Here is a 22,655-nt window from a genome sequence, read left to right on the forward strand (position 1 = left end):
ACGGATGAGGATGGGAGCGGTTTACGGCGGCGGCTGGTTTTAAGGGGCACTGGATTTCGGCCAAGATTTCCCGTCACTGTGCTAAAAATGAAATGCAGAGGGAGAGATGCATGTCGGGTGAAAAAACGGTGCGGGATTGGCTGCAGCTCGCTGAAAAGGAGCTGAAGCGTTCACCGGAAACACTCGTCTGGCATACGCCCGAAGGCATAGAGGTCAAACCGCTTTACACGGCTGACGATCTGCAAAAGGTTTCTCATCTCGACGGCCTTCCGGGCTTTGCGCCCTTCACGCGCGGTCCGCGTGCCACCATGTATGCCGGGCGGCCGTGGACGATCCGCCAATATGCCGGTTTTTCCACAGCGGAAGCCTCCAATGCGTTCTACCGCAAGGCGCTGGCAGCCGGTCAGCAGGGCGTTTCCGTGGCCTTCGATCTTGCCACCCATCGCGGTTATGACAGCGATCACGTGCGTGTCGAAGGTGATGTCGGCAAGGCCGGTGTGGCGATCGACAGCGTCGAGGACATGAAAATCCTGTTCGACGGCATTCCGCTCGAAAAAGTCTCGGTGTCGATGACCATGAATGGCGCGGTCATTCCGGTGCTCGCCAATTTCATCGTTGCGGGGGAGGAGCAAGGCGTTGCGCGCGCTGCCCTTTCCGGCACCATTCAGAACGATATCCTCAAGGAGTTCATGGTCCGCAACACCTATATCTACCCGCCGGAACCTTCGATGCGGATCATTGCTGATATCATCGAATATACGGCGAAAGAGATGCCGAAATTCAATTCCATTTCGATATCCGGCTATCACATGCAGGAGGCGGGTGCGACGCTGGTGCAGGAGCTGGCCTTCACGCTGGCGGATGGTCGGGAATATGTGCGGGCCGCCCTTGCCAAGGGGCTGAATGTCGATGATTTCGCCGGCCGCCTGTCGTTCTTCTTCGCCATCGGCATGAATTTCTTCATGGAGGCGGCAAAGCTGCGCGCCGCACGCTTCCTCTGGTCGCGTATCATGGAAGAATTCAAGCCGCAAAATGCCTCGTCGCTGATGCTGCGCACCCATTGCCAGACATCCGGCGTCTCTCTTCAGGAACAGGACCCTTACAACAACATCGTCCGCACCGCGTTTGAGGCAATGTCCGCCGTGCTCGGCGGCACGCAGTCGCTGCACACCAATTCCTTTGATGAGGCTATCGCCCTTCCGACGGAATTTTCCGCTCGCATCGCCCGCAATACCCAGCTTATCCTTCAGCACGAAACCGGCGTTACGAAGGTGGTCGATCCGCTGGCCGGTTCCTATTACGTCGAAAGCCTGACGGATGAACTGGCGCAAAAGGCCTGGGCGCTGATCGAGGAGGTGGAGGCGCTTGGCGGCATGACCAAGGCGGTGGCCGAAGGCTTACCGAAACGGTTGATCGAGGAGGCGGCAACGCGCCGTCAGGCAGCGGTGGACAAGGGCGAGGAAGTCATCGTCGGCGTCAACCGTTATCGGCTGGAAACCGAGGAGGATATCGACGTTCTCAATATCGACAACGCCGCCGTGCGTGCCTCGCAGATCCGCCGTCTTGAGGATACCAAGCGACGTCGCAACGGTGGAGAGGTCGCCGCAGCGCTGGAGGCGCTTTCGGAAGTCGCCCGCAGCGGCGAGGGTAATATTCTCGAGGCGGCGGTCGTGGCGGCTCGCGCCCGCGCCACGGTTGGCGAGATTTCCGATGCGTTGCGCGCCTCCTTCGGCGATCACGCCGCCGTGCCGGAAGTGGTGAGCGACATTTACGGTGAAGCGTATAAGGATGAGCCGGAGCTGGCCACGCTCGCCGCCCGGCTTTCCGGTGTCGTCGAGAGGATCGGTACGAAACCGCGCATCATGGTCGCCAAGCTCGGGCAGGACGGACATGATCGCGGCGCGAAAGTCATCGCGTCAGCTTTCGGCGATATCGGTTTCGATGTACTGGCCGGGCCGCTGTTCCAGACGCCGGGGGAAGCGGCCGATCTCGCTATTCAGAACAAGGTGCATGTGGTCGGCATGTCGTCGCTCGCCGCCGGTCACAAGACGCTTGCGCCGCAACTGGTCGAGGCGCTGAAGCAGAAGGGCGCGGAAGACATCATCGTCGTCGTCGGCGGCGTCATTCCGCGTCAGGATTATCAGTTCCTGCTCGATCACGGTGTGTCCGCGATTTTCGGACCCGGCACCAATGTCATGGATGCGGCCAACAAGGTTCTCGACCTGCTTGAAGGCATCCGGCGGAACGCGTGAGGGGAAGACGGCAATGTTTGGAAAACTGAACCACGTCGCCATTGCGGTTCCAGATCTCGATACCGCCATCGCCCGCTACAGAGCGCTCGGCGCTCGGGTTTCCGAGCCGCAATCCCTGCCCGAACACGGCGTGACGGTAGTTTTCATCCAGGCGGAAAACACCAAGATCGAACTCCTGCATCCGCTCGGCGAAAATTCGCCGATTGCCACCTTCCTCGAAAGAAATCCGGGCGGCGGCACGCACCATCTGTGCTTCGAGGTGACGGATATTCTGGCGGCGCGCGACGATCTCGTCCAAAAAGGCATCCGCATTCTGGGCGATGGTGAACCGAAGACCGGCGCGCATGGCAATCCCGTTCTCTTCCTGCATCCGAAGGACATGGGCGGCGTGCTTTACGAGCTTGAGCAAGTTTCCCCGACACACGTCTGAAACACAGACCCCGTAAGACGCTGGCCATGTGGCAGACGGTCAGTAGCGGCCGTTCGCCTTTGCCGGAACGTGTTTCGTTTGTTTTCTTTTGACATTCGTTTTATTTTCGTTTTTATGGCGATTGACTTTCAACGATGGGGAGAAATTCCCCCGGCGCTGTCGTGGAGGCTCTATGTCCAGCGAGAATATTTTCGATCTTTTTGTCATCGGTGGCGGCATCAATGGCTGCGGCATTGCCCGCGACGCGGTGGGCAGAGGCTATTCCGTGGCGCTCGCGGAGAAGGGCGATTTCGCCTCCGGCACCTCGTCCGCTGCCACCAAGCTCATCCATGGCGGCTTGCGCTATCTCGAACATTACGAGTTTCGTTTGGTTCGCGAAGCGCTGATGGAGCGTGAAATCCTGTGGGCCATGGCCCCGCACGTCATCTGGCCAATGCGCTTCGTTCTGCCGCTTCAGAAGGGCGGCGTGCGCCCTGCATGGATGGTTCGGCTCGGCCTGTTTCTTTATGACAATCTCGGCGGGCGCAAGCTTTTGCCGCCAACCCGCACGGTCGATCTTCGGCAAGATCCGGCAGGCAAGCCGCTGAAGCCGGTTTTTGCAAAGGCTTTCGAATATTCCGACGGCTGGGTGGACGATGCCCGCTTCGTCGTCTTGAACGCACGCGATGCAGCGGATCGCGGTGCGACGATCATGAACCGCACGCGGGTCGTTTCCGCGCGGCGCGAAGGCGGGTTATGGCTTATCGAAACGCTGGACGAAAAAACCGGACGGTCGGCCACGCACAAAGCGCGCATGCTGGTGAATGCCGCCGGCCCATGGGTGGACAATGTGCTGTCCGGCGTCTTCGGCCGCAATGATGTGCACAACGTTCGCCTCGTGCAGGGCAGCCACATCATCGTGCGCAAGAAATTTTCCGATCCGCGTGCCTATTTCTTCCAGAACCCGGACAACCGCATCATCTTCGCCATTCCCTATGAGCGGGACTTTACGCTGATCGGCACCACTGACCGCGATTACAAGGGCGATCCCGCCAAGGTGCGTATCTCTGAGGACGAGATTTCCTATCTCTGTAATGCGGCCAGCGAATATTTCAGCGAACCGGTAAAGCCGGAAGATACCGTCTGGGCCTATTCCGGCGTGCGTCCGCTTTTCGACGATGGAGCTTCGAAAGCGCAGGAAGCCACACGGGATTATGTGCTCAAGGTTGAAGAGGGCGAAGCGCCGCTTCTCAATATCTTCGGCGGCAAGCTGACGACCTATCGGCGGCTGGCGGAACATGCGCTGGAAAAGATCGGCGCGGCTATCGGCGAGAAGGGCAAACCCTGGACGGCGGGTTCCCATCTACCGGGTGGCAATTTCGGCGTGGAGAAATATGAAGCCGAGGTGAGGGCGCTGGTCTCCCTCTATCCTTTCCTCGGCGACCGCCATGCCGAGCGGCTTGTTAGAAACTACGGCACGAAGGCTGCGGAACTGCTCGGAGCCGCCACCGATGTTTCCGGTCTCGGCCGGCATTTTGGCGGCACGCTTTACGAATGCGAAGTGCGCTGGCTGGTGGAGCACGAATGGGCGTTTGCTGCCGAGGATATTCTCTGGCGGCGCACGAAACAGGGTCTGCGGTTGAGCAAGGACGACGCCGTCGCTCTGGACGAATTCGTGGCTACGCTGACGGGCCGTCCGGAAAAAGTCGAAGCTTTGGCGGAACAGGCCTGAGCCTGCGGGTTGCCTGGTCAGCTTGCGGAATTTCTGACCAATTTCTGAGGGCCGTCGGCGCTTAATATATAGTCGTCGGCGGCCGAAAGCGCGTGTTCCATATGCCCTTCGAACACCAGTTCCGGTTCGTTGGGCGCGATGCCTATTTTCGGCATTCCGCCGAAACGCACCGCTTGCGATTGCGCAAGGCCGTCGTGAAGGCCGCTTTCCAGAAGATCGAAATAGCGTGTGCCGGGACCGGTGATGAAAACCGGCATGTGGCCATGCAGGCTGAACAGCCGCGAAAGGCCGTTGCCGAGCGCAAGCCCGGCAGTGCGGAAGGCGAGCCGCGCCATGCGCCCGCCGGCGCGGGCTGAAGCCGCGATCTTGTCCACCTCCGCAATCGGTACGAATTTTGCAGGTTCCGCCTGTGGCGGGGCCTCGAAAGCCGAACGCAGGATCGCGTAAAACCCGGAATAGGCCTCGATACAGCCTCTGGTGCCGCAGCGGCACAACGCGCCGTCGGCCAGATGCAGCATATGGCCGAAATTGGGTGCGCTGACCTCGATCGCGCCATCCGTGGTGGCACGAGCAATGCCGAGACCGATGCTGTGGCCGAGGGAAAGAGTAACGAGCGCCTCCGGTGTCTGGCCTTCATGCGCCTGTTCCCGCATCCAGATGGCCTTTGCGGCAAGCAGCGTCTCGTTGTTCAACGTCACGCGAATGCGGCCGTCTTGCGAAATGAGCTGCTGGAAATCTATCTTTTCGTTGCCGAGCACCGGCGACCAGACGAGCACCGCCGCTGCCGCGTCCACCAGTCCCTTGCTGCTGATCGATACCTGAAGAATATCGTGCAGGTTGATGCGCGAGCGCTCCGTAAGTCTCGCCAGACCCGCCAGTATAGAGCCACCGAAAGAGCCTTTTTCAACTGCCATCCTCTGCTCGGTAAACCGGTCCACCAGCTTGCCGGCATAATCGACCAGCGAATATTGCACGCTGTCGGAAGAGATGATGACGATGGCGACATGGCAGAAGGCGCCGCTTGCCGCAAAGAGGATACGGGGCCGCCCGCGCCCGGCGGCGGCAAGCTGTTCTTTGCGCAGGATCAGTCCGGCACGCTCGAGTTCCATGGTAATGGCGGAGACCGTGGCGGAGGCAAGCCCAGTGAAGGAAGACATGTCCGTATGGGAAAGGCTGCCGCGCAGGCGCAACGCCGCCATAACCGACAGGCTGTTTTTCTGGCGCACCAGTTCCGTGCTTGCAATGGCGGACATGGGCTGGGGTATGCTCCCTGAACGGCTTTTTTCCTGTCGTGCTTACCCCGTCTGATGGCGCATGCCACATACAGGATCAAGACACCCGGATGCTGTCCCCAGCCGTTGTTGACAGCATTGGGAATCTCTGACATTAATTTTCTCGACTGTCGAGAAAATTGTGAAACCACAGAGACCGGCAGCTTTTTCCGGGCGTTTTCCCTGCATGGAGGTGCAGGCTTCGCCCTTACCGGGAGGACATCATGAATTCATTTGCCAAGCTTTTGGCGGGTACCGCTGTACTCGTTTCCCTGCACACAGCAGCCATCGCGGCCGATCTCGTCGTTGGCGTTTCCTGGTCGAATTTCCAGGAAGAGCGCTGGAAGACGGATGAGGCGGCAATCAAGGCAGCGCTCGACAAGGCCGGTGCGAAATACATTTCCGCCGATGCGCAGTCATCCGCCGCAAAGCAGTTGACCGACGTCGAATCGCTGATTTCCCAAGGCGCCAATGCGCTCATCATCCTTGCACAGGACAGCGACGCAATTGGCCCGGCCGTTGAAAAGGCCGTCGCCGAGGGCATTCCGGTGGTCGGTTACGACCGCCTGATCGAAAACAAGAACGCCTTCTATATCACCTTCGACAACAAGGAAGTCGGACGCCTTCAGGCAGCCGAAGTCTTCAAGGTCAAGCCGGAAGGCAACTACGTCTTCATCAAGGGTTCGTCTTCCGATCCGAATGCGGACTTTCTTTTTGCCGGACAGCAGGAAGTCCTGAAGGCGGCCGTCGATGCGGGCAAGATCAAGAATGTCGGCGAGGCCTATACCGATGGCTGGAAGCCGGAAAATGCCCAGAAGAACATGGAACAGTTCCTGACCAAGAACAACAACAAGGTCGATGCGGTCGTCGCGTCGAACGACGGCACGGCCGGTGGCGCAATCGCTGCTCTTGCTGCGCAGGGCATGGCGGGCTCGGTTCCCGTCTCCGGTCAGGATGCGGACTTCGCCGCGCTCAACCGTGTAGCGCTCGGCACGCAGACGGTATCTGTCTGGAAGGACAGCCGCGAACTCGGCAAGGAAGCTGCCGGCATCGCGCTGGAACTCGCGGGCGGCAAGAAGATGACGGAAATCAAGGGCGTCGCCGCCTTTGATGGCGGTCCGAAAAAAGTGACGATGCAGTCGGTTTTCCTCAAGCCCATCGCCATTACCAAGGACAATCTGAACGTTGTCATCGATGCCGGCTGGATCAAGAAGGAAACGGCCTGCCAGGGTGTGAAGGCCGGATCCGTCAAGGCCTGCAACTGAGACCGATAGGTTGACGTTTGGGCGCCGCGCCACGGCATGTGGCGCGGCGCCTTTCAGATGTAAGGAGGACCGGCAGTCCATGGCCGACATGACACAATCCAATTCCACAGCGTCCCCCAAGACGGAAAAGACGGGCTCGATTTCGCGTTTCATCAGTGCCACGGAGCTTGATACCCGGCTGCTCGGCATGGTCGGTGCGCTTCTTCTGATCTGGATCGGTTTCCATATCCTTTCGGGCGGGCTGTTCCTGACGCCGAGAAACCTCTGGAACCTCTCCGTCCAGACCGCATCCGTCGCGGTGATGGCGACAGGCATGGTGCTTGTCATCGTCACCCGCAACATCGATCTGTCGGTCGGGTCGATCCTCGGTTTTTCCGGCATGATCATGGGTGTCATGCAGGCGGAAATCCTGCCGCAGCTCCTCGGCTTCGAACATTGGGCGACATGGATCGTCACGCTTCTGGTCGGCATTCTCGTCGGCGGCGCGATCGGCATGCTGCAAGGCTCGATCATCGCCTTCCTGAATGTGCCGTCCTTCATCGTCACGCTCGGCGGTCTGCTGGTCTGGCGCGGCGGCACCTGGTTCGTCACCAGCGGTCGCACCGTGGCGCCGATGGATTCCACCTTCCGCCTGATGGGCGGCGGCACCAGCGGCTCGATCGGTGAGACATGGAGCTGGGTCGCTGCCATCGTCGCCTGCGTCGCCATCGTTGCGGCGATCCTGAATTCCCGTCACCAGCGCCGCCGGTTCGGTTTTCCGCTGCGGCCCGTCTGGGCGGAATATTTTCTGGTGGCACTCGGCTGCTTCGTCGTTATCGGCTTCGTGGCGGTGGTCAACAGCTATCCCTGGCCGATCAACATCGCCCGCAACTATGCCGAAGCAAGTGGCATAGCCTGGCCGGAAGGCGGTCTGTTCATTCCGCACGGCATAGCCATTCCCGTGTTGATGGCGCTCGCCGTCGGGGCAGTGATGACTTTCATCGCCACGCGGCTGCGCTTCGGACGTTATGTCTTCGCCATCGGCGGCAACCCTGAAGCGGCGGAACTCGCCGGCATCAAGACCCGCTGGGTCACGGTGAAGATATTCACGCTGATGGGCGTCCTGTGCGCCATCGCTGCGGCGATCTCGACGGCCCGCCTCAACGCGGCCACCAATGCCCAGGGTGAACTGGACGAACTTTATACGATCGCGGCGGCGGTTATCGGCGGCACCTCGCTCGCCGGCGGCGTCGGCACCATTGCGGGCGCGATGCTCGGCGCGCTCGTCATGCAATCGCTGCAATCCGGCATGGTGCTCGTGGGCATCGATACGCCTTTCCAGCGCATCGTCGTCGGTGTGGTTCTGGTCGTCGCCGTCTGGCTCGACACCATTTACCGCGCTCGCGCCAAGTAAGAACCGAGGAGAACTCCTATGACGGACCAAGTCACGCCCCTCGTGGAAATGCGCAATATTTCCATTTCCTTCGGCGGTATCCATGCGGTGGAAAACGCCTCTGTCGATCTTTTCCCCGGCGAGGTGGTTGCCCTTCTCGGCCACAATGGTGCGGGAAAATCGACACTCATCAAGATATTGTCCGGTGCATACCGGCGGGATGAGGGCGATATCCTCATCAACGGCGAGGATGTGGATATTCGCAATCCCCGCGACGCCAAGAAATATGGCATCGAAACCATCTACCAGACGCTGGCCGTGGCGGATAATGTCGATGCGGCGGCCAATCTTTATCTCGGTCGCGAGTTGAAGACGAAATGGGGCACATTGGACGATGTCGCAATGGAGGCCTCGGCCCGCGAGGTCATGGGGCGTCTCAACCCCAACTTCCGGCGGTTCAAGGAGCCGGTGAAGGCGTTGTCTGGCGGCCAGCGACAATCCGTCGCCATCGCCCGCGCCATTCTTTTCGACGCCCGCATCCTTATCATGGATGAGCCGACGGCAGCGCTCGGGCCGCAGGAAACGGCGCAGGTCGGCGATCTCGTCAAGGAGCTGAAACGGCAGGGCATAGGCATCTTCCTCATCAGCCACGATATCCATGACGTCTTCGATCTGGCCGACCGGGTCTTCGTCATGAAAAACGGCAAGGTGGTCGGCCATGCGCGTACGGAAGATGTTACGAAGGACGAGGTTCTCGGCATGATCATTCTGGGCAAGGTGCCGCCAGGTGCTGTGGCGGGTCCGGGCGCGGTTGTCGCCTGATCGGTTCAGATCGAATATTCGAGATTTGTTATGCCCATACTGAGTGAAGCCCGGTAAAACCGGGCCTCATCATTCATCGCTTCCGTGAAAAAATCCCTGGGAGGGGCGTGCGGACAATTGCGTCCTGCGGAAACGTGCCCTCTGGTGGATTTACGCCATTGCGGATGTTTCAATGCAGATCGGCGTGTGCGAGGCTGCTGCTGTTTATCTCTGCGCTTGTCAGCGGCAGACCCTGCTTGTTGATGTCCTGAGCCAGCGACAGCAATGCCATTTCGAGGAAATAGGTCGACATGCCCAATTCCATCGATTTAGAACGCTGGCAAAGATAGGAAACCATCCTTCCAAGCGCCAGAATGTCGTCCGCATCGTCCTGTTCAAATATTGCTGTGGTAGATGCCGCCATGCTTCCCTCTCGACAGTCGATAATATGATAACGCGTTGATCCCCGCGTTGTTCATTTTCGACCACATCGAGCGTCACGCGAGCGTCACACCTGCGTCAATCATCGCTCTTGTTTTCCTGAGCGCCGGTATTTTCCGCCGTTTCGGTCGTTGCAAGCGATGTCACGAGGGCGACGATGCTTTTGCGCACGGTTGCGTTCTTGATCCGGGCGAAGGCCTGATTGAGCGAAAAACCTTCATTCGACGCCACGAATGATTGCATGGCATTGATGGAGCCAAGGGCCGGATTGGCGTTTCCGACATCCGGTGTGGCATTGGCGAACAAAGAGCTGACCTCGACGCCGAGAACCGATGCGATGGCCTGCAGGCGTGACGCGCCGACGCGATTGGCGCCCTTTTCGTATTTCTGTACCTGCTGAAAGGTGATGCCCAGCCGGCCCGCCAGTGCACTTTGACTCATGCCGAGCGACTTGCGGCGCATTCTGATTTGTGTACCGACATGCACATCAATCGGGCTGGGTAGTTTGGGTTGCAGCATGGATTCCTCCAGTTGTGAGGGGCTTAATTTGGATAATTGTCAATTAATATTGTTGAAGGTAGACATTCAACACAATTTCCACGGGTATTACGAGGCGTTACTGACAAAATAAGGCGGTTTTCTGTTTATATGCTATGTGCCGGGCCACGGTGTATCACCTTTGTCGCACACCGCAATGCCCCGTTTCTGCTTGTAAAACGGCTCCATCCCTCCACGCCGATGGCATAAAAGCCGAGTTTTTCCCATATTTGCCGGTTTTCTTCGTCGAAATCCTCGAATGCTTCCGTATCGCCGAAATGCGGGATCCAGACGAATGGCTGCTTTTGACCGGGCCGCATGACATTTTCCAGAAGGATATTGTTGTAAAGCCGGGGCAGGCATTTGTTCGTATCGATGGCGGGTGAAACCGGAATGGGATTTCGAATGATCGCGAAGCCTTGCCGCGCTAGCGAAAGGGCGGAGGCGTCCAGTTTTCGTTTCAAATCCGTGGTTGAACGGGCTTCGCAGCCGCCCTGCGCCACCGGATCGGCGACAAGCAATAGCGGGCGGCCATCACGACGAAGGCCCGTGACTGAAACGAACTGGTCGACGTGGAAACCGCACTGATGCATTTTCCCGGCGATCAATACAGGATCGGACGTTTCAACCGGGGAAAGATCGGAAGCTGAATTCCCGAGGTCTTCGGGCCTATATCCGAAGCTGTGTACGGTTCTGCCGTCGAGAGCCTGAACCCGGCGCCATTGTTGCGGGTGCCCGACCGCCGCATTGCTTGCGATCCCCCTGTCGTCCCGCAGGCTGGAATGGCCCACCAGTCGGAAGTCCGGGCCGACCAGCTGGTTGCCGCCCGGCAAAATGACCTGCGAAGTGGTGACTGCAAGCCCGAGACGGTTGGCCAGCTCGCCAGAGATGGCGTCTTCCGCCGCTGAAACCAGTTCGGTCGCGCCCCTCTCGCCGGTCCGGACGTGGAACATATCCTGTATCCACGGATGCGAAATGTTGTGATGTGCGTCGAGCGCTACCAGTTCCGCGGCACAGCGGATTACCAGCCTGTCGAGCCAGTTTTGCGCGGAGGTGAGACAGGCGCGATTGATCAGAACAAATGTGGTGATATCGGAAGGCAGAGCCGAAAGCAGGTTTCCGATTGGAACGAGCGGTGAAACGTTATGGTCAGCCCCGTTGTCCGCAAAAAACGGTGCGGGCAGCGCAAGCGCGATCGTGCGGATCAGTCCACCACAATCGGGCACGAAAGACAGGGACCGGGCAGCGGTCAAGACGCTTTTCCCCCCGCCATGCGCCGTCCGGCCAATTGCTGGAAAAACACCGTATTCTGGAGCTTCCATGATAGTGGCGGCGGAGATGGCAACGCCCTGCTGCCAATCATGCCTAAAAGCCTGGCCGCATCGTTTCGTTTGACGGATACCGCATTTTCGGCCAGAAAATTTGCAGTCTCGGGGCTGAGGTTTGCCTCAGTTGCGATTGCGCGCCATGTTCTGCGGGTAAAATGCAGCTTGCGGGCAGCGCGCAGCAAGGCGTCGTGTTCCTCTGGGTCGATAGCGATGCGGCACGCTTCCAGCGTCGCTTCGGTATCGACCAGCGCGATCGTAAGCGGGTGATAATCGAGTTCGCCGGGCGCGTGGCTGACCGCCACATCGGCGTCGGAAAACCTCCGTCCGTCCCGATAGGCTTCGAAGATTTCGCCGATGCCGATCATGCCGAAGGCCACGCATTCCGCCGCCCTCAGCGCACCCATGCTGGCCGCGCCGACAACGGTGACGCCGTCTGATAGCGCAAACAGGATTTCCTTGTGCCAGACGGCGGCGCAATCGCCGTAAAGGCCGTCGATCAGCCCGATGATCCGGGCACCCTGTTGCACAGCGCCAAAAATATCACCACAGGAGGCGGGGCCGCGAAGATCGACCCCGGAAATCCCTTCGCGTGCGATGCCGTGGATGGACGGCCCCGCAAAAACCACCGGCTTCATCAAAGACCTCCGAGGTTCAGGAACCGGTCAAGCGTCCGCAGTGAGATCTGTTGCAGACCGCCGCCCGCAGGTGTGAGGCCGCTTGCCAGAACCCGCACGACATGCAGGCCGGATATTCCCGTTTCCAGCGGAAAGACATAGATGTCCTCGATCCCGCTGGAGAAGAGATGCTCCGCAAGCTGACGCCATGGCGGCAGAGCCGTGTCGCGATCCGCGAAATCGAGATTGGCCGGGAGCCGTTCCACCGGCCGTGACGCGGATACGGCAGGTGGAGCTACAAACATACCCCGCTGGTAGCGTAGGGGAGAAAGGTCGTCTCTTGCCCCGCTGATGTCAGTCAATCGCGACTGCACCGCCTCCAGTAGCGCCGCAATTGCGGCGTCATAAGTACCAAACCGGCAGGCCGCGCCGGCAGCACTGCGGGTCGCAAGCCCGTCCTGCGCGTGAATGGAACGGGGTAAGCTTGCCATGACCACCGGCACGCCGAGCGCATTCGTCAGGTCAAAGAAGCGCGGCGGCAGTCCGATATCTGAGAGATGTCGAACAAGGGTGTCGAAAGAAGTATCGATTCCCGGCGGAAACAGGACCGGTTCCGGCGCGATATTGCGGGTTTCGAAAGTGTCTATGAGAAAGCAGGCATCATTTTCGACGAGTTCGAGCAAAGCGTGGAGAACCGCATGTTCATGGTCGAAGCCGGCGGCGAGACCTTGCGAACTCATCAGGAAGGCCCGTCGGTCCCACGGGAAATCCGCGCGGAAATCCATGCCGACCAGCTCATAAGGGGCAAAAACGTCGCGCTGTCGGCCTATGGATATTCCTTTCACCCAGGCGCGTTCGGTTTGCAGATTAAGAGTGTCCGGGTCGACCCGGCCGATGGTTTCGAAGGGAACAATCGGAGCGCCCTTGTCCCGCATCTCCTGAATGGAGCCGAAATCGGCGATGTGTTTGCGGGTGTCTTCGGCAACGGCACCTTCGATCGCCTCCATGATCGCCGAAAGGCGAGCCTGTTCCGCGACAAGTCCCTTGCCCTGCGATACCGACAGTCCGCGTGAATTGGGCCGCGCGGCAAACCACACGGGTACGCCGATAATGTCGAGACCGGTCACGTCGCCGACACGGGTAATCCCGAACCGCCGAAGCAGTTCGGGATCGAAGAACGAAGCGTCCGCATGTCTTGAAGCCGCCGTCGCTGAAATGGGAGCACCGTCGGCGGCCAAGGCTGCGGGGCCGCGATCAGGGCGCAGCGTTGGTGTCGTCGGCAAGGATGGCGTCGAACAGTTCGCCGGTGATGGCGCCCGCCGGGCCGACCGCCTGAAGGGCCGACTCGATCGGTGCCAGTACCATGCGGTTGAAATCCCAGCCGGTGTCGATCACTTCGCCGACAAGGGCGAAATCGGCCTCGGAAACCACGGCGCCGCCGGCGAGGAGGGCTTCGATGCCCTGAATCTGGACCTGATCCAGCTCGGTTTCGGGCAGGCCGTCCTGGCGGACGAGCATGGACTTTGCGGCCGCCGCAACGCGTGCATAGCCGTCCACACCGGGATGGCTCGCCTCATAGGCGGCAATCGTCTCATGCGAAACGGACGCAACCTTGAGCGGCGCCGTACGAATGAAGAGAATGCCGAAATCCTTTTTTCCAACAATGAAGAAATGCGAGGACATAATATCTCCTATTTGATCCCAGCTAATCGAAGTGCGTCATAGAATTTTTTATTCGCTACCGGGTCACGGTCTGGAGACAGGCTACTGATCTCCTTCGCCGTCATACCCGGATAGTTTTCCTGAAGCCTGCCGCCGGTTTCCCGTGCGGCGGCCAAATCGCCGTGGAGCGCGTGGCTTGCGGTCAGGACACGCAGTGCCGGCTCATCATTTTCCATCCGCGCGCATAATTCCACCGCCGTGCCGTAGTCTTCGCGCTTGAACGCGATGCTGGCGCCCGCCCACCAGTAGATGTCCGGTGCGAGCGGATTGAGGTCGATGGCCTGTTGAAATTTCTCCCATGCGGTCTCGGCATCGCCGAAATGAGCGAGCGCGTCGGCATGCTGGAGCAACAGGTCGGCGGAGTTGGGCGCAAGCGCCTCCGCCTCGAAAAACCTTTCGGCAGATATATCGAAATCCCGCTGGTAGAGCGCCACCACGGCGCACATCCAGTGGCCGACGCCAAGTGCCGGATCGATCTCGACGGAGGCGTCCGCCTCCGCCTTGGCGCGGTGCAGCAGATGCGGGTCGTTGCCGCCCAGCATCAGCCATTCCAGTTGCAGGCTCTGCGCCACGCGGGCGCGGGCGACCGCCATGCTGTTGTCGAGATCGACGGCCCGGCGGAACATCGAGCGGGCTCTTCGAAGAAGCGGCAGGTCGCACTTGCCGCGCAGAAGCTGCTGGCCCTCCAGCAATTGCCGGTAGGCCTCGCCGCTGTGGTTGCGGTCCGGCTCCACCTGAAGCCGCTCGATCTCGCGGGCAAGTCCCGCAGCCACCTGTTTGGACAGCAGGCGAAAGGCGGCGTGGATATGCCGCTCGGTCAAGACAGCCTCCAGCGACCAGACGATTTCGCCGGTTGCCTCCTCGATCAGCGCCACCGACATGCGGGCATCGTCGAAAACCGTCGACATGATGCGGTAGTCCGCCCGCAACATGGCGTAACTGTCGTCGGCCCGGTCGTGTGTCAGTGCAAAAGTGCTGTGCGGCGAAAGGACCGTAAAGGTCCGGTACCGAACGAGACTATTGGCGACATCCTCGACAAAGGCATTCATTACCGGCGATACCGGCAGCCCGTCCACCCGCACCGGCCGGCCGAAGGCGACGCGCGGTTTTGCCGGGGATTTTCGGCGGTTGCCCTCATCCGGCTCGGCGGGGGCCACGATCGTCGAGGCGAGGCTTTGTATCCGGCGCCTGAGCGCTACGGTTTCGGCTTCCGGAGAGCGCTCTTCCTGGCGGAGTTGTTCCATCAGAAGCTGGAAAATTCCCTCGCAGGCGCTGGTGTTTCCCACCCGCGCATAGGCCGCCATGGCGGCGCGGTAGGTTTCCTCGCGCTCCGGCTCAATCTTGAGCGCGCATTCGGCAAGTGCTGCGATATTGTTTGAACTGGCGCGGCCAAAGCGCGTCAACGCCTCCAGAAGCTGCGTGTAGTTCGAAAAGAACAGATCCTTGAGACGGCGGCGTTCCGACAGCAGCCAGAGGTAAAGATGATCCTGTCCAGTCTCCAGCCCCTCCAGCAGATCGCCGCCGAATGCGAGCAGGGCATGCAGCTGCCGCATCGGGTCGTCGGCCCTTGCGTCGGCTAGAAAGATCGCAAGATCGGTGCGTTGCGCCAGCTTTCCGGCCTTCAGATCGTTTCCCTCGGTCAGAAGGATGGGGTCATCTCCGTTGGGTAGCTTCTGAAGGCGCAGGATCAGCTGCCGCAAATTGCCGAGAGCCCTTTTTTGCTCGACGTTTTCCCATAACAGCGACGCGGCCTGCTGGCGGGAAAGGGACTGGTTGGGAGCAAGGATCAGCGCAGCGGTGAGAGCAAAGCCCTTGGACGGGAAAAACGCTTCCCGCACCGCATCACAGCGCGGGGTGCCAAAAAGCCGGATTGGTATCAGTTCAGCGTTTCCAGCCACTTTTGTTCCCCCATGATTCACCATCTAACAACGTGTCCGGGAAATTGAAAGTCAATCATAGCGTTCCATTTGACGCTGGTGTGACGCCGCCTGGTTATTGTCTTGAACAGAAGCGTGGGCGACGGGCGGAAAACAGCAATCATGCACCAGGCAGCCATCGGGAATTTCGAATTGATAGCGTTTAACGGAAGCTACATGGCGTTCGAGCCGCGTACCGAACCTTACCAGCGTGCCGACGATGTCGGATATGCGGTCAGCGAATTCATGTGGTTCAAGGGCCGTCCATTCTATCCTGTTTCGGCGTTGGCCCATGCGAAAGTCGCCCATGCCAGATTGTCGGCGGAGAAATGCGACGACGAAGACGAGGACAATCTCGATATTCTTTTCCGCATGCCAATGGTGGCCGGCGGGCATTTTTTCGAGATCGTGCTGCGTTCGAATGAAGGCACTTCCTACGGTGGCTGGCTGTGGGGAGAAGAGTTGGAAATACTGAACGAGATCGTCAACGGCTATCGCGTTCTGGCGGGGAAATTCGACGACAGGCTGATCCGGTTCGAATATTCGAAGCGATTTCAACGCTACCGGACGGCCGAGCCGCTTCCGGTGGAGAAATCCGTATTTCTGATCCAGCGCGAAGCCAAGCCTAATGCCGGCAGACGCGATTTGTCTGGCGGCCCGGCGCGCTAATGGCCGGGAGGGCGCCGATGCGTTCTGGGGGACGCAAAAGCGCGCGACAAGATGGGGGGCGGCGGCAGGCGCGGCGTACAGTGCGCCTGCCGCAAACATACCGGTAAGCCCATAGGTCTATCGGGAAGCACCTTTGAATATTTTTATTTTTATTGTGTGGAAGATTTATGATGCCCAATGAAGGTAATATGCGTAACAGGCGGGTGTCATCGCGGCTTCTGGCGATGAGTTGCGCCTCGGGCGACGACGTGCTTTCCCATCCCGGGCGCGTCGATGAGGAGCCGCGTCCGTTCGCTCCGAACGACGGGCTTTATGTTGTGGGGGAGGCGGTTCCCAGGACAGCGTTCAGGTCCCGTCCACCGGAAAACGGGGCGGGGGAAGACGTTTTCCACGCGAGAGAAAATAGCAATACGATCATCGACGTCGATATCAGGATTGCGAAATGGGCCTGGGCCGTGCTGGTGATCGGGCACTGCTGGCTGATCTATTTCATGGTGCAGAGCCTCGGTTGAGGCTTCTCCCGGCGTGTATGCTTCGGCCTTCACCGCATTTCGCCGACGCCGTGCAGGATCATCGCCGCCGCACCGAAGGCAACGGGGTCTGTCGCAACCACTTCAGGCAGCAGGATCTTCGGCTGTATCACCTTTGCGCCATCGAACGGGTCCGAGCGTTCGTAATCCAGCCATTCCGCCAGCCTCTCGCGCACGATCCTCGGTAAAGTGCCGCCGACAAAGATGGCGGTGGGCGCCAGAACGGCGCTGACGGCGAAGGCAAGCCTGGCGACCTGCGGTCCCGCCTGCTCAAGCCATGCGTCAAACACGGCGGAATTGCACGACAGATAGTCCGTCCAGACATCGGGCGCACGTCCTGAAGGTTTCTCTCCCACATGCGCGAGGCACCATCCCGCCAGATCTTCGAAGGAGGGTCGCGAGGCGTTTCGGCCGCGCAAGGCGCCGATCTCGCCGGCATTGCCGAGATAACCTCGATAAAGCTCGTTCCTGATGATGATGCCGCCGCCGATCCCTTCGGACAGATAGAGATAGGCAAAGTTTTCGTGCCCGTCCGCATTGCCGAGCGTAAGTTCGCCCATAGTGGCGGCATTTGCGTCATTTTCGATGATGACCGGGCAGCGCAACGCCTCGCGCAGCATGGCTGAAAGGTCCGAACCCGCCCAGGAAATCACCTCTTCGGCAAGGTCGAGCGACATGGCTTCCTTGCGAAAGCGGGTCGGCATGGCGATCGCCGCGCCGATCAGCTCGTTTCTGTCGATCGTGTTCTTTGTCAGCAACTCTTCGGATCCGTCCTGAAGCGCCCGCTGGACATCGGAAAACGCGTCATAGGAGCCGCGCAACTGCAATTCGCCGACGATCTCTCCGCTGAAATTCAAGAGCGTCAACATTACCGAATAACGATTGGCGTGCGCGCCAAGGGCGTAGCCGACGGTTTTCTTGAGCGTGAGGTCGATATGGGGCGCGCCGCGACCCTCCTGCCGGCGCGCGCCTTCCTCGATAAGACCGCGCTCGAGCAGATTGCGCGTCATCATGCTGACGGCCGCCGGCGTTATGCTGCAGTGCTCGGCAAGCTCGACCCGCGAAGCCGAACCTTTGCGCCGGATGTAACCGAGAAGCGCGCCCTGTGTTGCGCCAATACCCGCCAGCCCGCCGTTGCGTCTCTCAGTCAAAGTTTCGCTCTCCCCGCTTTACCTAGGGAAATGTCATGAAGCTGTTAATTAAGCAACTTAATTAAATAATCAGTTTCAACGGGAATGGATCCTATGTTCAAGTCTCTCACCTTGATGGCCACGGTCGCTCTCGGCACGCTTTTGCCGGCCATCGCCTTTGCCGAAGACATCAACATCAAGCTCTGGACGCTCGCCGACAAGAATGCGCCCGGCCGTGTCACCAATATCGAAGCCGCCGCCGGCGTCATGAATGCCCAGTTCAAGGCAGCGGGTGTCGACAAGCGCATCGTCATCGACATCAACAACAGCACCGTTCAGGGTTGGGACTCCTTCGCGCTCGACACGCTGAAGGCGTTTTCGGTGGGGCAGGGACCGGATATCTACATTCTGCCGCATGAGTGGATCGGCCAGTTCGCGCAGGACGGTTATGCGATGCCGATGGAAGAAAAGATCGCCGCCGCTCCCTGGGTTTACGGCGATATCCTGCCGGTTCTGTGGGATTCGGCCAAGGCGACGGACGGCAAGATTTACGGTATTCCGCAGGATGCGGAAATCCGCATGTTCTTCTACAATAAGGACATGCTGCGCAAGATCGGCAAGGACGAAGCCTTCATCGAAGGCCTGCCGGCCAAGGTCGACGCCGGTGAATTCACGCTCGACGATCTGACGGCGCTGTCGAAGGAAGTGGTGGACGGCAAGGCCGCCCAATACGGCATGCTGCACCGCCCGAATGTCGGCATCGATTATCTGATGGTGTTCCAGTCCTATGGCGTGAAGTTCATGGACGAAAAGACCGGCAAGCTGATGTTCCCCAAGGCCGAAATGGCCAAGGCGCTCGGCTGGTACGAGCGTAACGCCAAGCAGGGCGTGACGCCGGTCGACAATACCGCCATGAGCTGGGAGGCGATCCAGACCGCCTTCAAGCAGGAAAAGGCCTTCATCTTCCATCAGGGTGTGTGGGCGGTTGCCTGGCAGGTGGGTGAAAAGAACGGCGCAACCTGGCCAACTGACGGCAAGGGATATTTCAACAAGATCGGCTGGATTTCCGCTCCGGCAGCCGAAAAAGGCGGCAAGCCGGTCAACCTGTCGCATCCGCTGCTCTATACCCTCAATCCGAAGAGCAAAAATGCCGATATTGCTGCTGATCTCGTGGCGCTTGCGACATTGCCCTATTTCAACAACGAACACGCCGTGACCTCCTATCACACGGCAATCAGCAACGCGCAGACGGCCATGCCGAAATACCGCGACAACTGGGTTCTGTCTGCCGCGTCGCCGATGATGAAATACGCGCAGTTCGTGCCCAACCACACCAAGTTCGGCAGCTATAACAAGGTGCTGTTCAGCGGTCTGCAGGCGGTTGAGACCGGCAAGATGACGGCCGCGCAGGCGGTTGATTTCATCGCCGACGAACTTGACCTGCAATTCGGTGCGGAAATCGAAATCCGCGACGCCGCAAGCAACTGAGTTTGCCCGAAACCATGCCGCCCGGCTTTGCCGGGCGGCCTTTCCGCGTTCCCACCGGTATATCGAAATGTCCCAATTCCAGCTTCGGGCGCGCCGCCCGGCCCGGCCGATCCTTTATCTGGCCCCGGCTCTTGCCTTGCTCGGCCTGTTCTTTCTGGCTCCGATTGTCGTCAATCTGGTGATCGCCTTTACCGATATGGGCGCAAACCTGAAGGTGGGTAAATTCACGGTCGAGAATTTCCAGCGCATATTTCAGCGGGACGTTCGGCTACCGATGGTGCTCTTGACGACGCTGATCTATGTCGGCGCGACGCTGTTCATCTTCAATATCGGGCTTGGCGCGCTTCTGGCTGTCACGACGACGGCAATACCGGACCGGCTCGGCAATTTCTTTCGCGGTCTGTGGCTTTTGCCACGCATGAGCCCGGCCGTGCTTTACGGTGTGCTGTGGATCTGGATCGCTGATCCCACCTCATCCGGCCTGCTCAACCAATTTCTCGGCGCGCTCGGCGTACCCGCTCTCAACCTGCGCAACGACTTTCCGCTGTTTCTGGTGGTGGTGGCGAACGGGGTCGTCGGCGCGTCCTTCTCCATGGTCATCCTCACATCGGCCATCCGCTCCATACCCTCGCATCTGGCCAATGCGGCGCGCGTCGATGGCGCCAGCGAATGGGGCGTGCTTCGCCATGTCGTTGCACCGGCGCTCTCGGCGCCGATCCGTTTCATCACGCTCTATCAGGCGCTCTCGCTGATGACGACCTATGAATATATCCTGCTGATCACGAGCGGCGGCCCCGTCTACGATTCCACGACCTATGCGCTTTACATCTACCGGCGGGCTTTCGAAAACGGCGCTTATGCCTATGGCGCGGCGCTCGCGCTTGGCCTGATGGCCATCGGCGTTGCCGTCACCCTCGTTCAATGGCGCCTCAGCAATATGCGCTCGACCTTTGCTCCCGCCAAAATCGAGGTGCTGTGATGACACTCGCTCACACCCACACCAGACGCGCCCTTGATCTGAAGCCGGACTGGGCGCGTCTTGAAAGGCGTAGCCTCGCCCATCGCGCCGGTTTCGTTCCCGTCATCCTCGTGTTCCTGACGGTGGTTTCGGTTCCGGTTCTCCTGCCTTATCTGTGGCTGCTGGTGAAGTCGCTGACCACTTCCGACGACAATCTCAGCCGGCTTGTGTTGTGGCGCAGCGGTGCAATCGCCGCCCTTGCTTATGGCGGGGCGATTGCAGTCGCTCTTGTTTCCACGCGTTTGCGCAATCCCGCGCTGTTGTGGCTTGCATTTGGCACCGTGGTTGCGGCGCTCGTCTTCGTGCTGGTGCTGCCGCATCTGACTATCGACAACTACAGCTTCCTGTGGAGCCGAGATATCGAGAAAACCGGCACCACGTTCATTGCGCTGATGCCGTCGGTCTGGACTGCTATGCGCAATTCGCTGCTATTTGCCGCTTCCCAGACGCTTATCGTTGCGCTGGTCGCAACGCCTGCCGCCTATGCGCTGTCGCGCTTTACCTTTGCCGGGCGTGAAAACGTGCTGCGTGGGCTTTTGCTGCTGCATGCCTTTCCGGCACTCGCGCTTACCGTCGCGATCTTCGTGCAGCTGCATTACATGGGCCTGCTCAACAATCTCTTCGGCGTCGTGCTGGTGATGAGTGCGCTGGAGCTGCCGTTTGCGATCTTCGTTCTCAAGGGCTTCTTCGACAATGTTCCCTGGGACATCGAAATGAGCGCCGTCACCGATGGCGCGACCCGTTTCCAGGCCTTCCGCATGGTGGTTCTGCCGCAGGTGAGAAGCGGGCTGATCGCGGTTGCCACCTTCACCTTTCTGCGTGGCTGGGAGGAGTATGTCTTCGTTCAGACCCTGCTCATCGAAAAAAGCCAGATGACGATGAGCCTCTATCTCTTCTTCGTGGCACAGGACAGCGCCGGTGTGAATTACGGCATGATCGCCGCCGTCGGCATCATCTATCTGCTGCCTGTGCTGATCATTTACGTTTTCACGCAGAAATACATCACCCAGATGAGTTTCGGCGGGATCAAAGGATAATCGCCATGGCCAGGATCACCCTTAACAATGTCAGCAAAAGCTGGGGCGAGACCCGGGTTCTGCAACCGATGACGCTTTCCATCGAAGATGGCGAATTCGTCGCCGTTCTCGGCCCTTCCGGATGCGGAAAATCGACAACCCTTTTCCTGCTTGCCGGACTTTACGCGCCGACCGGCGGAGAGATCGCCTTCGACGGCCACAACGTCAACCGCATCGATGCGCGCGATCGCAATGTCGGCATCGTCTTCCAGTCCTATGCGCTTTATCCCAACCTGACGGTGCGGCAGAATATTGCCTTTCCGTTGCGTTTCAAGAATGTTCAGCGTGAGGACGCGGCGCGGCGGGTAGAGGAGGCGGCAAGCCTCGTGCAGATCAGCGCGCTGCTCGACCGGCGGCCATCACAGCTTTCCGGCGGCCAGCAGCAGCGTGTTGCGCTCGCCCGGGCGCTGGTCAAGGAACCGAACATCCTGCTTCTGGATGAACCGCTTTCCAATCTAGATGCGACCCTGCGCATCACCATGCGCGCGGAACTCAAAAGCCTGCAGAAGCGACTGAAGATCACCACGCTGATCGTCACCCATGACCAGATCGAGGCGATCACCATGGCGGACAGGATCATCTGCATGAACAACGGCGCCATCGCCCAGATCGGCACGCCCGATGATCTGTATCGTCGGCCCGACAATCTGTTCGTGGCCGGTTTCATCGGCACGCCGCCGATGAATCTCTTGAAGGGATCGACGCAAGGCGGGCAGATGCAGATTGGCGATGTCCTGCTCGACCTCAATACCCGCTGTGACGGCGAAGTCACCTTTGGCCTGCGCCCTGAAGATATCGCCCTCATCACATCGTCGGAGGCGCGGCTTGCGGGGCAGGTAACTACCGTCGAGCCCATGGGGCGTGAGGTCTTTTACACGATCGACACGCCAGCAGGCATGATCCATGCGCTGGAATATGGCGAGACGATACGTCATTCGCCGGGCGATCATGTCGGGATCAGCTGCAAATCCGCCCTGACGCTCGTGTTCGATGCCACCGGCAACCGTATCGCCGGACTGCATGCCGATCTTTCCCACCATTCGACTATCCCGGCGCGTGAACCGGAACCCGTAAACTGACAGGA

The 22,655-nt window shown here is 59.7% G+C and carries 21 protein-coding genes; 12 read left to right on the forward strand and 9 right to left on the reverse strand.

What is annotated here, in order from left to right:
* Window positions 1–110 precede the first annotated feature (110 nt).
* From scpA to QSK43_RS23740, 3 genes are all read left to right on the forward strand, one after another.
* Window positions 111–2,252: a methylmalonyl-CoA mutase gene (scpA, locus tag QSK43_RS23730; RefSeq protein WP_332305529.1), complete on the forward strand. Its 2,142-nt coding sequence runs from the start codon at window positions 111–113 to the stop codon at window positions 2,250–2,252.
* A 13-nt stretch (window positions 2,253–2,265) separates the two neighbouring features.
* Window positions 2,266–2,682, forward strand: coding sequence for a methylmalonyl-CoA epimerase (gene mce / locus QSK43_RS23735; protein ID WP_332305530.1), 417 nt, complete (start codon window positions 2,266–2,268; stop codon window positions 2,680–2,682).
* 172 nt (window positions 2,683–2,854) lie between these two features.
* Window positions 2,855–4,393: a glycerol-3-phosphate dehydrogenase gene (locus tag QSK43_RS23740; protein WP_332305531.1), complete on the forward strand. Its 1,539-nt coding sequence runs from the start codon at window positions 2,855–2,857 to the stop codon at window positions 4,391–4,393.
* Window positions 4,394–4,410: 17 nt separating this feature from the next.
* Here QSK43_RS23740 and QSK43_RS23745 read toward each other — a convergent pair whose 3' ends face one another.
* A complete protein-coding gene (locus tag QSK43_RS23745) occupies window positions 4,411–5,646 on the reverse strand; it encodes an ROK family protein (RefSeq protein WP_332305532.1) in 1,236 nt (411 codons plus the stop codon).
* A gap of 242 nt (window positions 5,647–5,888) precedes the next feature.
* Between QSK43_RS23745 and xylF the strand changes: the two genes are divergently transcribed.
* The 3 genes from xylF to QSK43_RS23760 all read left to right on the forward strand — a co-directional run bounded on the left by xylF (window position 5,889) and on the right by QSK43_RS23760 (window position 9,123).
* Window positions 5,889–6,929 (forward strand): D-xylose ABC transporter substrate-binding protein, encoded by a 1,041-nt coding sequence (gene xylF / locus QSK43_RS23750; RefSeq protein WP_332305533.1) that lies wholly within the window; start codon window positions 5,889–5,891, stop codon window positions 6,927–6,929.
* Window positions 6,930–7,008: 79 nt separating this feature from the next.
* A complete protein-coding gene (locus tag QSK43_RS23755; RefSeq protein ID WP_332305534.1) occupies window positions 7,009–8,322 on the forward strand; it encodes a sugar ABC transporter permease in 1,314 nt (437 codons plus the stop codon).
* Window positions 8,323–8,340: 18 nt separating this feature from the next.
* Window positions 8,341–9,123: an ATP-binding cassette domain-containing protein gene (locus QSK43_RS23760; protein WP_332305535.1), complete on the forward strand. Its 783-nt coding sequence runs from the start codon at window positions 8,341–8,343 to the stop codon at window positions 9,121–9,123.
* Between the two features lie 169 nt (window positions 9,124–9,292).
* Here QSK43_RS23760 and QSK43_RS23765 read toward each other — a convergent pair whose 3' ends face one another.
* From QSK43_RS23765 to QSK43_RS23795, 7 genes are all read right to left on the reverse strand, one after another.
* Window positions 9,293–9,526: a hypothetical protein gene (locus QSK43_RS23765; protein WP_332305536.1), complete on the reverse strand. Its 234-nt coding sequence runs from the start codon at window positions 9,524–9,526 to the stop codon at window positions 9,293–9,295.
* A gap of 95 nt (window positions 9,527–9,621) precedes the next feature.
* Entirely contained in the window at window positions 9,622–10,062 is a 441-nt protein-coding gene (locus QSK43_RS23770) for a helix-turn-helix domain-containing protein (protein ID WP_045017405.1), read from the reverse strand.
* Window positions 10,063–10,187: 125 nt separating this feature from the next.
* A complete protein-coding gene (locus QSK43_RS23775) occupies window positions 10,188–11,333 on the reverse strand; it encodes a hypothetical protein (protein WP_332305537.1) in 1,146 nt (381 codons plus the stop codon).
* A complete protein-coding gene (locus QSK43_RS23780) occupies window positions 11,330–12,043 on the reverse strand; it encodes a TfuA-like protein (RefSeq protein WP_332305538.1) in 714 nt (237 codons plus the stop codon). The genes QSK43_RS23775 and QSK43_RS23780 overlap by 4 nt, the downstream gene beginning before the upstream one ends.
* On the reverse strand, window positions 12,043–13,239 hold the full coding sequence (locus QSK43_RS23785) for a YcaO-like family protein (RefSeq protein WP_332305596.1): 1,197 nt from the start codon (window positions 13,237–13,239) through the stop codon (window positions 12,043–12,045). Before QSK43_RS23785 ends, QSK43_RS23780 begins: the two co-directional genes overlap by 1 nt.
* A gap of 37 nt (window positions 13,240–13,276) precedes the next feature.
* Window positions 13,277–13,705 (reverse strand): hypothetical protein, encoded by a 429-nt coding sequence (locus tag QSK43_RS23790; protein WP_045017409.1) that lies wholly within the window; start codon window positions 13,703–13,705, stop codon window positions 13,277–13,279.
* An 8-nt stretch (window positions 13,706–13,713) separates the two neighbouring features.
* A complete protein-coding gene (locus tag QSK43_RS23795; RefSeq protein WP_332305539.1) occupies window positions 13,714–15,666 on the reverse strand; it encodes a BTAD domain-containing putative transcriptional regulator in 1,953 nt (650 codons plus the stop codon).
* Window positions 15,667–15,837: 171 nt separating this feature from the next.
* Between QSK43_RS23795 and QSK43_RS23800 the strand changes: the two genes are divergently transcribed.
* Both QSK43_RS23800 and QSK43_RS23805 read left to right on the forward strand, forming a co-directional pair.
* Entirely contained in the window at window positions 15,838–16,329 is a 492-nt protein-coding gene (locus QSK43_RS23800; RefSeq protein ID WP_332305597.1) for a hypothetical protein, read from the forward strand.
* Between the two features lie 170 nt (window positions 16,330–16,499).
* Entirely contained in the window at window positions 16,500–16,841 is a 342-nt protein-coding gene (locus tag QSK43_RS23805) for a hypothetical protein (RefSeq protein ID WP_332305540.1), read from the forward strand.
* 29 nt (window positions 16,842–16,870) lie between these two features.
* Here QSK43_RS23805 and QSK43_RS23810 read toward each other — a convergent pair whose 3' ends face one another.
* Window positions 16,871–18,010: an ROK family transcriptional regulator gene (locus QSK43_RS23810; protein ID WP_332305541.1), complete on the reverse strand. Its 1,140-nt coding sequence runs from the start codon at window positions 18,008–18,010 to the stop codon at window positions 16,871–16,873.
* 93 nt (window positions 18,011–18,103) lie between these two features.
* Between QSK43_RS23810 and QSK43_RS23815 the strand changes: the two genes are divergently transcribed.
* From QSK43_RS23815 to QSK43_RS23830, 4 genes are all read left to right on the forward strand, one after another.
* A complete protein-coding gene (locus QSK43_RS23815) occupies window positions 18,104–19,477 on the forward strand; it encodes an ABC transporter substrate-binding protein (RefSeq protein ID WP_045017414.1) in 1,374 nt (457 codons plus the stop codon).
* A gap of 67 nt (window positions 19,478–19,544) precedes the next feature.
* The gene (locus tag QSK43_RS23820) at window positions 19,545–20,456 is read left to right on the forward strand and encodes a carbohydrate ABC transporter permease (RefSeq protein ID WP_332305542.1); all 912 of its coding nucleotides are present in this window, start codon (window positions 19,545–19,547) and stop codon (window positions 20,454–20,456) included.
* Complete coding sequence (locus tag QSK43_RS23825; RefSeq protein ID WP_332305543.1) at window positions 20,456–21,532, forward strand: carbohydrate ABC transporter permease; 1,077 nt, start codon at window positions 20,456–20,458, stop codon at window positions 21,530–21,532. Before QSK43_RS23820 ends, QSK43_RS23825 begins: the two co-directional genes overlap by 1 nt.
* A 5-nt stretch (window positions 21,533–21,537) precedes the next feature.
* Window positions 21,538–22,650, forward strand: a complete 1,113-nt coding sequence (locus QSK43_RS23830) for an ABC transporter ATP-binding protein (RefSeq protein ID WP_332305544.1) — start codon at window positions 21,538–21,540, stop codon at window positions 22,648–22,650.
* Window positions 22,651–22,655: the final 5 nt, after the last annotated feature.

This window comes from Rhizobium sp. GR12, from assembly GCF_036596185.1.
Taxonomy (GTDB): domain Bacteria; phylum Pseudomonadota; class Alphaproteobacteria; order Rhizobiales; family Rhizobiaceae; genus Agrobacterium; species Agrobacterium nepotum.